Genomic DNA, 12,777 nt, shown 5'->3' on the forward strand with positions numbered 1-12,777 from the left:
AATCTATGCCCATGCCTATTGCCGCATCACCAGTTACCTGCAAACCATGGCTTACAAAGGGGTCAATCCCATGATTGCCATTCAAATGGCTTTGGCTGGTGAATTAGGGGGCGAGTAGTTACCTTATCTGTATGCATGTTCCCCCCAAAATTTAATTTCGGTATGCGTCAGTCTTCCCAATATTTCCTCATTCCATCCCGAACACAATTCGATGAGCCTAGACTGCGGTTTACAAATTATACTATAATCAATAAATGTGTAAACAACCAAAGGGGAATCGGACATGATCGGCCAACGGCTATATCGGGCTCGCAAAGCGGCAGGCTTGTCCTTGCGCGACCTTGGTGCCCAAGTTGGGCTTACGCACGCTGCCATCAAGAAGTACGAGGACGAGCAAGCCACTCCGCCCTCGACGACACTGCTTAAGCTGGCTCGTGCGCTGAATGTGCGCACGGAATATTTCTTCCGCCCGGAAACGGTGGCGCTCGATCGCATCGAGTACCGCAAACGTAGCACTCTGCCGAAAAAACGGCTAGAAGCCATTGAGCACGAAGTGATTGATCAGATCGAACGTCGCATCGAACTCGAAAACCTGTTTCCGTCGCCGCCAGTCGCTCCATTTGCGCCAGTCCACGGTCTGCCGAAGCAAGTGAGTAATTTGGCTCAGATCGAGGATGCTGCCGAGGAAGTTCGCAAGGCATGGGATCTCGGATACGACCCCATCCCCGACCTAATCGATATATTGGAAACTCATGGCATCCGTGTTTTCATGATCGATACTAATGCCGATCCTAAATTCGATGGTCTTGCTGCGACTGTTAACCAAATGCCCATCATTGTCGTCGGCAGCAACTGGCCCGGTGATCGCCAGCGGTTTACGATCGCCCATGAGCTTGGACACCTGATGCTGGCTGGCCGTTTGACTGATGAACTCAATGAGGAATTGGCTTGCAATCGCTTCGCTGGGGCATTTCTGATTCCTCGCAAATCTGTATTGCAGGAACTCGGCAGTCATCGCAGTTACATCGAGCCGAAGGAACTTGCCCTGCTGAAGGAGGAATTTGGCCTAAGCATGGCTGGTATTCTCTATCGTGCGCGTGATTTAGGCGTCATTTCCCCTGCGTGGCGGGATGAACAAGCCAAGCTATTCCGGATCAAGGGATGGCACGTCACCGAGCCAGGCAAGCCGTACCCGCCAGAAAAAGCTCATATCTTCGAGCAACTGGTTTTTCATGCACTCGGGGAAGACTACATCGGCGAGTCCAAAGCGGCTGAACTCATGAAAATGTCGCTCACTGTTTTCCAGACAATTCGATCTCTGGAGGGAAGTGATGCTGCTTCTCATCAGTGATGCGAATATCCTGATTGATATTGAGTTCGGTGGGCTTGTTGCGCCTTTGTTTAGTCTCGAATATCAGTTTGCTGTGCCAGACATCCTCTTTTATGAGGAACTGGATGACCAGCATGGCTATCTGTTGGACATGGGGCTGGTAGTGCGGGATCTCGATGAAGTAATGGTGGCTCGCGTAGTGGAATTGGCTGCACAATATCCGAGACCAAGCCGCAACGATCTGTTTGCACTCGTGCTGGCGGCGAGCGAAGAATGCCCACTGCTAACAGGCGACAAAGATTTAAAGTCCGCGTCAGAGGCGGAAAACATCGAAGTACGAGGCACCTTGTGGCTCGTCAACGAAATGGTGAAAACGGGGAAAATTTCAGTACATGTCGCTCGTAGCGCTTATCAGCGCATGCAAGAACATGGCCGAAGGCTCCCTTGGGATAAGGCAGAACAAATGTTGGTCATGCTGGAAACAGCACCACCAGTGGATGAATGAAATCAGGAGTATATCAGCATGGCCAACGGCGATAACAAAAACAGTAACGGCGGCAACCTTGGCTTTGAGGCCGAGATGTTCAAGGCAGCCGACAAGCTGCGCGGCAATATGGAGCCGTCCGATTACAAGCACGTCGCGCTCGGGCTCATCTTCCTGAAATACATCTCAGACGCCTTCGAGGCGAGGCACAAAGCGCTACTGGCAGAAGACCCTCATGCGGCCGAGGACAAGGACGAATACCTCGCCGACAATGTTTTCTGGGTTCCGAAGGACGCTCGCTGGTCGCACCTGCAAGCCAACGCCAAGCTGCCGACCATTGGCACGCTGATCGATGATGCGATGCGCGCCATCGAAAAAGACAACGAGTCACTCAAGAGCGTCCTGCCCAAGGACTACGCCCGTCCTGCGCTCAACAAGGTAATGCTCGGCGAACTGATCGATCTGATCTCTGGCATCGCCCTCAATGAAGAAGGCCACGCATCCCGCGACATCCTGGGGCGTGTGTACGAATATTTCCTTGGCCAGTTCGCAGGTGCTGAAGGCAAGCGCGGCGGCGAGTTCTACACGCCGCGCTCCGTTGTGCGCGTGTTGGTCGAAATGCTGGAACCCTACCAAGGCCGCATCTATGACCCGTGCTGCGGCTCAGGCGGGATGTTTGTCCAGTCCGAAAAGTTCGTGCAGGAGCACGGCGGCCGCATTGGAGACATCGCCATCTACGGCCAGGAGTCGAACTATGTCACTTGGCGGCTAGCCAAGATGAACCTTGCGGTGCGCGGGATTGATTCGGATATTCGCTGGAATAACGAAGGTAGTTTTCACAAGGACGAGCTGCGCGACCTCAAGGCCGACTACATCCTCGCGAATCCACCGTTCAATATTTCCGACTGGGGCGGCGACCGACTGCGGGAAGACGTGCGCTGGAAGTTCGGCGCTCCCCCGGTTGGCAACGCTAACTACGCTTGGTTGCAGCACATCGTTCATCACCTTGCGCCCAATGGAACTGCGGGTGTGGTTCTGGCCAACGGCTCGATGTCCTCCACGCAGTCCAGTGAGGGCGACATTCGCCGCGAGATGGTCGAGAAGGACGTCGTGGATTGCATGGTTGCCCTGCCAGGCCAGCTCTTCTACTCGACCCAGATTCCCGCCTGCTTGTGGTACCTAGCCCGCAACAAGAATCCGGGAAACGGTTGGCGTGACAGGCGCGGCGAAATCCTTTTCATTGACGCGCGCAAGATGGGCGTGCTGGTAGATCGAACTCGGCGGGAACTAACTGACTCCGATGTGCAGAAGATTGCCAATGCCTATCACTCTTGGCGCGGTGAGCCGGGATTGGGCGAGTATGCCGATGTGCCGGGATTCTGCAAAGCGGGAACTCTGGATGACATCCGCAAGCACGGCCATGTGCTCACGCCTGGGCGGTATGTCGGTGCCGAGACTCAGGAAGATGATGGCGAACCGTTTGAGGAAAAGATGACGCGACTGAGTCAGCAGTGGCGCGATCAACGCGTGCAGGCCGCAAAACTCAACGCGGCAATCGATGCAAACCTGATGGAGCTTGGATATGGCGGCTGAGTGGCGTTCATCAAGCTGGGGTGACGAGGTCACACTCGAATATGGCAAGGCAATCCGAGGCTACAGCCAAACACATGGCAAGTACCGCGTTTTTGGTTCGAACGGCCCGATTGGTTGGACTGCTGAAGCTCTCACTCAAGGGCCGGGCGTTGTGCTCGGTCGCAAAGGGGCGTATCGCGGGGTTGAGTTCTGGCGTCATCCGTTCTGGGTCATTGACACCGCGTATTATTTGGTGCCCAAGACAGATTTGGATATGCGCTGGCTTTACTACGCAGTCAAGCATTACAAACTCGGTGAGGTTGACGATGGTTCGCCAATCCCTTCAACCACTCGTGCTGCGGTCTATATGCTCGAGTTGGACGTGCCACCTAAGACCGAACAGCGCGCTATAGCTCACATCCTCGGCACGCTGGACGACAAGATCGAACTCAACCGTCAGAGGAACGAAACCCTTGAGGCGATAGCCCGTGCCTTGTTCAAATCGTGGTTCGTGGACTTTGAACCGGTGCGTGCAAAGATGGACGCCCGCTGGCAGAGTGGGGATTCCCTGCCGGGTTTGCCTGCCGATCTTTGCGTACTTTTCCCCAGCCGTCTTGTGGATTCGGAACTAGGCGAAATTCCGGAAGGATGGGAGGTGAAGCCACTTGATGAGATTGCAGCGTTTCTCAACGGTCTTGCGTTGCAAAAATTCCCAGCGACTGATCCTACCGATAGCTTGCCAGTGATCAAAATTGCGGAGCTCCGCAACGGCGTCAGCCATAAGAGCGACCGCGCATCACGCGATGTACCCGAAAAATACATCATCAAGGACGGCGATTTCCTATTTTCTTGGTCTGGGAGTCTGTTGGCAAAATTCTGGACTGAAGGTGAAGGCGCACTGAACCAGCACTTATTCAAAGTAACTTCCGAGCGATACCCGATGTGGTTTGTGAGCCATTGGGTGCATTACCACCTCGAAGAGTTTCAATCTATCGCTGCGTCTAAGGCAACGACTATGGGGCATATCCAGCGCGGCCATCTCAAGTCAGCGATGACGATTTGCCCAGATCAAGACGCATTGAAAGAATTCGATTGTGTGATGGCTCCGCTCATTGACGAAGCAATCCATAACGAACTCGAATCCCGCAGTCTCGCAGCCCTGCGCGACACTCTGCTACCAAAACTCGTCTCCGGTGAATTGCGGGTGAAGGATGCAGCGCGAATCGCAGGGGCAGTGATATGAGTTTTGACTGGTGCCCCGGCATCCGCGAGGCTTGCGCGCATTGGCGTAATGCGCCAATGCTTCAGCACACATTTGAAGCGTTGCAAACAAGCCTTGAGAGCGAGAGCGACGCTTCGATTGATGCAGCAAAGGGACTCGTGGAGTGTGTTTGTCGGGTGGTTATCGACCAGCTCGACGACCCAACGTCTCCGCTGAAGCCACGTGATGAGGCACCAATCACTGAATGGGTGTCTGCTGCAACTCGGGTGTTAAGACGTGGCGATGTCAGGGACAGGAAATTCGCCGATTTGATCAAGCACCACAATGGTTTGGCAGAGTCTCTCCGTGTACTGAGAAATGACGCAGGGCCATTGAGCCACGGGAAGGATGGGTTCATCCAAGCCCTGACCGTTTATCACCGTCGCGCGGCAATCCTTGCAGCGGATGCGATTGTGACCTTTCTGCACCAGGCATATCTGGAGGTGCAACTCGATCCGATCAATTCACGCGAGCCCTGGGAGCGGTTCGCGGCGGACAACGCACTGATCGATGCGCAAGTGGGTCTGGCGGTAGACGCTGAGGACGGCGACTCCCCCATCTTACGTTTTTTGCTGCCGGGCGGCGACGAGCTACCGCTCAACATCGAAGTCAGCCGCTTGCTTTACCAACTGGATCGGGATGCCTATGTCGAGGCGTTGAACGCTGCGCGCGGGGCGCCAGCTCCGGTCGTGGAGCCCGTCAAAGAACAAGGAGAACCGTAATGGCGTTTTTGTCTGAGGCAGCCGTTGAGCTAGCACTACTAGAGCAACTGCGAGGGCTGGGCTACAGCATCGAGCAAGAAGAAAATATCGGCCCCGATGGCCATCGCCCTGAGCGTGACAGTCACGATGTGGTCGTGCTGAAGAAGCGCTTGGAGAACGCCGTTGCGTTGCTCAATCCGGGGATGCCATTGGATGCGCGTCAGGATGCGATCCGCAAGGTGATGCAGTCCGAGCTGCCGTTAATGCTTGAAGAGAACCGCCGTATCCACAAACTGATGACTGAGGGCGTCGACGTCGAGTATTACGCCGACGACGGAACACTGACCGCAGGCAAGGTTTCCCTCATCAACTTCGAGCGGCCAGAGCAGAACGATTGGCTGGTGGTGAGCCAGTTCGTGGTGATCGCCGGGCAATACAACCGCCGCCCAGACGTGGTGGTGTTCGTTAATGGCCTGCCGCTGGGCGTGATCGAGCTGAAGGCTCCCGGCAGCGGGAACGCAACATTGGTCGGGGCTTTCAACCAGCTGCAGACCTACAAGAAGCAGATCCCGGCGCTATTCAATACCAACGCACTGCTAGTGACATCGGATGGGATCACCGCCCGCGTCGGCTCGCTGTCTGCCGACCTGGAGCGGTTCATGCCATGGCGCACGACCGACGGCAAAGACGTTGCACCGAAAGGTGCGCCCGAACTCTCGACATTGATCGAAGGCGTTTTTGAGCAGCGCCGCTTGCTCGACATGCTCTGCCACTTTACGGTCTTCGGTGAGACGGGCTCGGGCTTGGCGAAGATCATCGCGGGCTATCACCAGTTTCACGCAGTCATCCGCGCGGTCGATTCGACCCTTCGCGCATCAAGCCAATGGCAGGGCGTGCAAGAAGATCCGCGCGACTACGGCTTACCCAGCGTCAAGACCCAAGCCAAAGGTGACAGAAGAGCTGGGGTAATCTGGCACACACAAGGCTCCGGCAAAAGTCTGTTGATGGCGTTCTACGCCGGGCAGCTGGTCAAACATCCGGCGATGGCCAATCCAACGCTCGTAGTGCTGACCGACCGTAACGATCTCGATGACCAGTTGTTCGCCACCTTCTCGATGTGCCGCGACCTGATTCGGCAAACACCGGTACAGGCTGACAGCCGCGAAGACTTGACTAAACTTTTGGCGCGGGCATCTGGCGGCGTTATTTTTACAACTTTGCAAAAGTTTGGCGAGACAAGTCAGGCGCTGACAGACCGTCGCAATGTGGTTGTGATCGCTGATGAAGCGCACCGCAGCCAATATGGCTTTCGTGCCAAGGTGGATGCCAAAACGGGGGAGATTTCCTACGGGTTCGCCAAATACCTGCGCGATGCACTGCCCAACGCGTCGTTCATTGGCTTTACCGGCACGCCAATTGAGGCCGACGATGTAAATACCCCGGCGGTGTTCGGCAATTACATCGACGTTTACGATATCAGCCGAGCCGTCGAGGACGGCGCGACGGTGCCGATCTACTATGAGTCGCGGCTCGCTCGCATTGAACTTGATGAGGACGAGAAGCTGAAAATCGATGCCGAGGTCAACGAACTCACAGAGGACGATCCGGAGGTTGAACAGGAACGCTTCAAGCGCAAATGGTCGACAGTGGAAGCCTTGGTGGGCAGCGACAAACGCCTCGCGCTGGTTGCGCAGGACATGGTCACCCACCTCGAGGATCGCGTTGCTGCGCTGGATGGAAAAGCGATGGTGGTGTGCATGAGCCGTCGTATCTGCGTGAAACTGTATGACGAGATCGTGAAGCTCCGTCCGGACTGGCACAGTACCGATGACAGCGCGGGGGTGGTCAAGATTGTGATGACGGGCGCTGCCAGCGACCCCGAAGAATGGCAACAGCACATCGGCAACAAGGCCCGCCGCGATCTGCTGGCCAAGCGCGCGCGCGATGCCAAAGACCCGCTCAAGTTGGTGATCGTGCGAGATATGTGGCTTACCGGGTTTGATGCGCCCTGCATGCACACGATGTACGTGGACAAGCCGATGCAGGGACACGGCTTGATGCAGGCGATTGCGCGGGTGAATCGTGTGTTCCGCGACAAACCTGCCGGGTTGATCGTCGACTACATCGGTATCGCCCAGAACCTGAAATCGGCGCTTCAGCAATACTCGAAGAACGACCAGGAAAATACCGGCGTCGACGAGTCGCAGGCCATCGCCGTGCTGATGGAAAAATACGAAGTCGTGCGCGACATGTACCACGGGTTCGACTACGCCTCAGCGTTGGGTGGAACACCTCAAGAACGCTTGGCAATGATGGCTGGTGCAATTGAGTGGATTCTCGACCTGCAGCAAAAGCTGGCCGCGAAGGAGAAAACCCAGGAGGGCAAGAAGGACGCACATCGCCGTTATCAGGATGCTGTGCTGGCTCTGTCCAAGGCGTTCTCCCTTGCATCGGCGTCCGACGAGGCCCGCGAAATCCGAGAGGAAGTGGGCTTCTTCCAGGCGATTCGCGCGGCGCTGGTGAAGAGCAGTACCGGGTCGGGCGTGACTCAGCAAGAGCGCGAACTGGCAATCCAGCAGATCGTGAGTCGCGCCGTAGTTTCCACCGAGATAGTCGACATCCTCGCTGCTGCCGGGATCAAGAGCCCGGATATCTCGATCTTGTCAGACGAGTTCCTGGCCGAAGTTCAGCAGATGGAGCGCAAGAACCTCGCGCTCGAAGCGTTAAGGAAGTTGATCAACGACGGCATCCGCTCCCGCAGCAAATCCAACGTTGTGCAGACCAAGGCTTTCTCGGAGCGCTTGGAAGATGCGGTCGCGCGGTATCACGCCAATGCCATCACCACCGCTGAGGTTTTGCAGGAGTTGATCGACCTCGCCAAGGATATCAGGGCAGCGCGCCAGCGAGGTGAAGAACAAGGCTTGTCCGAGGATGAAATTGCCTTCTACGACGCGCTGGCCGAGAACGAGAGCGCCATTCAAATGATGGGTGACGACAAACTGAAACTCATCGCGCACGAGTTATTAGTCAGCCTGCGCGAGAACGTATCGGTGGATTGGGCACATCGTGATTCTGCCCGCGCACGAATGCGAGTTCTGGTGAAGCGCATTCTGCGCAAGTATGGCTACCCGCCTGATTTGCAGGACGCGGCAGTGCAAACGGTACTGCAGCAGGCCGAGGCCTTGTCGTGGACATGGAGCATGCCGAGATCTGGCAAGAGCAGCCAATGAATGAAGACTACTGTGTCAAGCAGCGTGTAAAATTCCCCATATTAGGCGTGGAAACAGCGTCCAATGGTTTCCACCCATTATGTCAACGGCTATCCTTGGCTCTTTACCGAGGTCAAAGCCGCAGCGTCTCGATCACATCAGCCCCGAACCAGTGCTCAAGAGTTCTCAGTGCCATCGGCGACAACTGCTGGGTGAAGAGAAGCGCGAGTCGGCGCTTCGGCCTGGAGCAGGCGACGTAGAACAGGTTGCGGTTCCGCTCGAATGCAGCCTGCTTCGCAGCGGGCACGACTTGCGCACCCGCAAGTTCTAACATCTCCCCGAAGTTGTATTGATTCCAACCTCGACCGATGACCACGAGGACATTCTCGAATTCTGCTCCCTTGACGCCGTGCTTTGTCTCGAAAGGTGAATGTCCGTCGAGATAACTGCGAAGCGCCTTGACCTCGACATAAGGAACTTCGCGGAACTTTTCCAGCTCCGCAAGGGCCGGCGGCATCTCGATTCCAGCAGTCCGGTCGAAGGTGCGTAGATCCCGTTCGCGCTTCTCTATAGCCTCTGGGAGACGCGGTCGGCGCTGGGCGCGCAGATAGTCGACGATCTGACCAACCGTGCCGGTTTCACGCAAAGCGACCAGGCCCGTCATCGCTTCGTTCCAAAAGGCCTTGTCGGCGTGGCTACGCATCAATGGCACCGCGCCACCCAGCGCCTCGAACATCGCCCCATATTTGCGCGCAACGAACGCATCGCAAGCCGGTTCCAATTCATCGACAAAGAATGCGATATGGGCGTCCTCTTTCTTTGTGAAGGATTCTTTGAACCGAAACGTGGCGGGCAAGCTCGAATAGCCTTGCTCACTCGCCAGCAACCGGTGCGTCAGCATGAGGATCTTCGTATCGCTGGGCGACAGGTCCCATCCATCTTCAACAAGATTCGCCTTAACGCGTTCAAGTGCGTCATGACCTTCAGGCGAAGGCAGATCACCACCCCAATGGGCTCCTGTCTGGCGCTGCCCCGTCCAGTTCCCTGTGTGGAACACGCGCACACGTCCCACAGCCGCCGGGTCCTCAACGAACTGGCGAAGCTCTGGCCGCATCCGGTTGAGGCAATCGACGATTGTCTTGACTGATCGGAAGTTGGCCTCTTTTCCGATCTCCGTCACGTCAGGGTGTTCTAGCTTGCCGCAACCGTTGCCGTAAATTTTCTGCCAATGGTCTCCAAAGAATCCAAAGAGAGGTGATCCAGGCTGTCCCAGAAAGTGCGTCTTGATCGCCTCGATCCAATCAGCATCGGTGTCCTGGTATTCATCGACCAGAATGATCGGAAAGCGATCCGTGACTATGCGACGGAATTTCGCATGATCCATCAGGGAGATCGTGAGGGGAAGGATATCGTCGTGGTGGAGAGACACACGCCCCTCGCGAATGGAGCGATGGCCGAGGCTGTATTCGATGACTCGACCGCCCAGGCTACCACCAGCCTCCACAATGCGTTCCTGCCATGTCGGCATGACTTCAACTAGTGTCCGAAGCGACTTCTGAAATCCATTGATCAACGACCAACAAAACGCATGATTCGTTTCGCAAAAGACCAATGGATTTCGGTCGGTGCGTGCTGCGATTTCGTCCTTTGCGACATTGGTGAAGGTGATGCAGGCGATCTTCTGACTCCGCCTCGGCAGGATGCGCTGATTGCGTTCTACTAAGAAGCGCAAAGCCTTGATCAGCGAGTACGTCTTGCCGGCGCCAGCGCCGGCCTCCAGCCGGAAGCTTTCTCCTGCCTCAAGACAAGCATACATCGCTTCGAGTGCGCGCCGGCTCGCGACTTCAGCCGGCGATTCGGCATCAGGCACTATGTCCTCCTTCGGCCTGCGCCACGGACGCATCTACCACCAAAGCCAGCGCCGGATCCGGGACAGGAACCTCGCCGCCCGCCAGCCAGCGCACGCCATCCAAGATGTACATTGGAGACGTCCACCCAGTCTCGGCGATTGCATGCTTCAACGCGAACTCAGATTTCTTCAACTCGGAGGCATTGCTTCGCGCCTCCAGTTCCAACGCTTCCCGTGTCGTCCCTGTCAATCCAAACAACGCCGCATTGGCAAGAATGAACGCATCCTCAAAGGTTCGCCCGCAAGGGCCATCCGCCAATTCAGCGCACTGGTAGGCGATGCGGTTTCTTCCCTTCACCTTGTCCCGGTCGGTCTTCGCGACGAGACCCGCGAGGGTGAACGGATCGTCGTTTGAGAACCAAGCTTTCAGGCAGGCGTTGCTGGAAGCAGTGCCTTGGTGGACCGCGCATGCCTTCCCGCCAGGCTTCTCGACGGCATCGATGTCCGTGATGATCAGGCTGCGAAGTTCGAGAAAGTCGAGCAGATCGAAGAACAGATGCGCGTAGGCGCCGCCGACCTCCATCACCGTTGTGTACTGGCTCGACAGCTTCGGGCCGGCCGGCTCCGCTGCCTCCAGCTTCGCGAAGATGATGGGGAGCAAAAGTCGCTCGCTCAGTCCTTCAACCAGCACGGCCTTGTCGGCGAAAAACAGGTCGCACCGCGTAAGCGTCATGTACTGGTGAAGAAATTTCTTGTCGAAATCCGGCTTCCCTTTTAAGCCCTCGCGAAGATCTTTGATTTTGGTTTGCCGCACACCCGCTGCAGCGCCCGGTACGCTCGCACCAAGAAAGTAGCGAATGCTTTCGAAACCCGCCTCGTTGGCGACATGTGATGAGTGGGTGGACACGACGAATTGGACAGGCCATGGCGTGTTGTCTTCACCACCAGCCACCAATTGCTGTGCGATCTTGGCCAGTTGCCGGATGAAAACTTCCTGCATTTGAGGATGTAGATGAGCCTCTGGCTCTTCGATGAAGACCAAATGCACGCCCGGGGCCGTCAATTCAGCTTTGAATGCTTTATAGAACCCGACAAGCTGCAAGAGGATGAAGATCAGGTTGCGCGCTCCCAGACCGTTGTAGGACTCTGGCAACGCTACGCCGCCATAGCCCGAGTAGCGGACCTTCGTGAAATTCGACAGAAGCCTGCGAACGTCAAGGACCGTTTCGGTGTGCAACTCCTGTCCGCCGAGACCGGGATAGCCGAAGCTTTGCAACGTGGGGATCAGACTTTTGAGCTGTCCACCGAAACTCGTATCGATTTGAGTTTGAATGTCCTGGACAGCGGTTTTCAAGGTTTCGGCGACCAACTGGTCGCCGGCATCGGCCATAGGGGATGTCGCTATCGCAAAAAGGCCTTCGACGATCTTTGCGAGAACGTCTGACTCTCGCGACGTGACGTCATCCAAACCGCGCTGCGCGTTGATGAACCCCGTCTTTACCAAATTGCGCAGTGCGCTCGGCTGCATCTGCCGACGGTTGTCTCCGTCATTGGGATCTTCGGCCCATATCTTGACGCCGAATTCATTCGGAATACGCTCGCGCAATGCTCGGAAAAAAGCAGCGCGTATTTCGTTGTTCAGGGGCTCGGTTGACTGACCATCAAACAAGCTCGCGAGCTTGCCATCCTTCAGTTCGTATCGAATCACAACCACCGCTTCGGTGCATGCCGGGTCCAAATCGATTACGAACGGACTCAACGGACCGAGTTCCGGTTGTGCCGGGTCGTAGCGGCACCTCAGGCGAAATTCAATCGCTGGAATAAGCGCGCGGATGGCATCATCCTCCAGTCCTTGATTCCGTGCGTCAAGGGCCGTACAGAAGTCGTCGTAGCACGCGCTAGAAAAATCTTCGAGCTGGAACGTTGCTGCACTGTCGGTCAGAAGTCGGCGCATCAGTTCGGACAGCGACGTCTTGCCGCTGTTGTTCCGACCGACGATCAATGTCGTCTGCTCTTCCAGAACAAGCTCAACGTCCGCCAGCAGGCGGAAGTTCCTTATTTTAACGCGATGAATACGCACGTATCTCCTCCAAAGAGAACTTCAATCACTAGTGTCCGGTTAATTGACGACCCGAAACGCTGCAAGCTGCGTATTCTGGTGAAGATGACCGGTGATTCTGGTTATCGTGACCGATGGTTAGGTCATGGGGTTACGCGCTTATATTGTACTGTGATCGGTCACGATGAGTAAGCGGTAAGCCAGCGGCGTTGTATTTTCCCGGATAATTTTTCTGCATACTCCTCTTCAGATTGTGACACAGGAGAGCAGGTATGGAAACCAAGCGTAGCAGGAGAATTCGCCACAGCAGGC

The 12,777-nt window shown here is 56.1% G+C and carries 8 protein-coding genes; 6 read left to right on the top strand and 2 right to left on the bottom strand.

Annotated elements, in window-relative coordinates; translation table 11 throughout:
- The first annotated feature begins 283 nt into the window (after window positions 1–283).
- Genes IV91_RS0103045 through IV91_RS0103070 form a run of 6 tightly spaced genes read left to right on the top strand, consistent with a single transcriptional unit; the run spans window position 284 to window position 8,578 of the window.
- Window positions 284–1,351: a helix-turn-helix domain-containing protein gene (locus tag IV91_RS0103045; RefSeq protein WP_031595914.1), complete on the top strand. Its 1,068-nt coding sequence runs from the start codon at window positions 284–286 to the stop codon at window positions 1,349–1,351.
- Complete coding sequence (locus IV91_RS0103050) at window positions 1,332–1,835, top strand: DUF3368 domain-containing protein (protein ID WP_031595915.1); 504 nt, start codon at window positions 1,332–1,334, stop codon at window positions 1,833–1,835. The genes IV91_RS0103045 and IV91_RS0103050 overlap by 20 nt, the downstream gene beginning before the upstream one ends.
- Before the next feature lie 18 nt (window positions 1,836–1,853).
- On the top strand, window positions 1,854–3,407 hold the full coding sequence (locus IV91_RS0103055) for a class I SAM-dependent DNA methyltransferase (RefSeq protein WP_031595917.1): 1,554 nt from the start codon (window positions 1,854–1,856) through the stop codon (window positions 3,405–3,407).
- The gene (locus IV91_RS0103060) at window positions 3,397–4,629 is read left to right on the top strand and encodes a restriction endonuclease subunit S (protein ID WP_031595920.1); all 1,233 of its coding nucleotides are present in this window, start codon (window positions 3,397–3,399) and stop codon (window positions 4,627–4,629) included. The genes IV91_RS0103055 and IV91_RS0103060 overlap by 11 nt, the downstream gene beginning before the upstream one ends.
- Window positions 4,626–5,369 (top strand): abortive infection family protein, encoded by a 744-nt coding sequence (locus IV91_RS0103065; RefSeq protein ID WP_031595922.1) that lies wholly within the window; start codon window positions 4,626–4,628, stop codon window positions 5,367–5,369. The genes IV91_RS0103060 and IV91_RS0103065 overlap by 4 nt, the downstream gene beginning before the upstream one ends.
- A complete protein-coding gene (locus tag IV91_RS0103070) occupies window positions 5,369–8,578 on the top strand; it encodes a type I restriction endonuclease subunit R (RefSeq protein WP_031595924.1) in 3,210 nt (1,069 codons plus the stop codon). The genes IV91_RS0103065 and IV91_RS0103070 overlap by 1 nt, the downstream gene beginning before the upstream one ends.
- Window positions 8,579–8,690: 112 nt before the next feature.
- Here IV91_RS0103070 and IV91_RS0103075 read toward each other — a convergent pair whose 3' ends face one another.
- Together IV91_RS0103075 and IV91_RS0103080 are read right to left on the bottom strand one after the other, a co-directional pair.
- Entirely contained in the window at window positions 8,691–10,460 is a 1,770-nt protein-coding gene (locus IV91_RS0103075) for a UvrD-helicase domain-containing protein (RefSeq protein ID WP_411463745.1), read from the bottom strand.
- Window positions 10,420–12,486, bottom strand: a complete 2,067-nt coding sequence (locus tag IV91_RS0103080) for an ATP-dependent nuclease (protein WP_031595928.1) — start codon at window positions 12,484–12,486, stop codon at window positions 10,420–10,422. Before IV91_RS0103080 ends, IV91_RS0103075 begins: the two co-directional genes overlap by 41 nt.
- Between the last annotated feature and the right edge of the window lie 291 nt (window positions 12,487–12,777).

This window comes from Ferrovum myxofaciens (genome assembly GCF_000735045.1).
GTDB lineage: Bacteria > Pseudomonadota > Gammaproteobacteria > Burkholderiales > Ferrovaceae > Ferrovum > Ferrovum myxofaciens.

Excerpts from the sequence above, each read along its gene's own strand:
- IV91_RS0103045 (WP_031595914.1), top strand. The coding sequence starts at position 284 with ATGATCGGCCAACGGCTATATCGGGCTCGCAAAGCGGCAGGCTTGTCC.
- IV91_RS0103050 (WP_031595915.1), top strand. The coding sequence starts at position 1,332 with ATGCTGCTTCTCATCAGTGATGCGAATATCCTGATTGATATTGAGTTC.
- IV91_RS0103055 (WP_031595917.1), top strand. The coding sequence starts at position 1,854 with ATGGCCAACGGCGATAACAAAAACAGTAACGGCGGCAACCTTGGCTTT.
- IV91_RS0103060 (WP_031595920.1), top strand. The coding sequence starts at position 3,397 with ATGGCGGCTGAGTGGCGTTCATCAAGCTGGGGTGACGAGGTCACACTC.
- IV91_RS0103065 (WP_031595922.1), top strand. The coding sequence starts at position 4,626 with ATGAGTTTTGACTGGTGCCCCGGCATCCGCGAGGCTTGCGCGCATTGG.
- IV91_RS0103070 (WP_031595924.1), top strand. The coding sequence starts at position 5,369 with ATGGCGTTTTTGTCTGAGGCAGCCGTTGAGCTAGCACTACTAGAGCAA.
- IV91_RS0103075 (WP_411463745.1), bottom strand. The coding sequence starts at position 10,460 with ATGCGTCCGTGGCGCAGGCCGAAGGAGGACATAGTGCCTGATGCCGAA.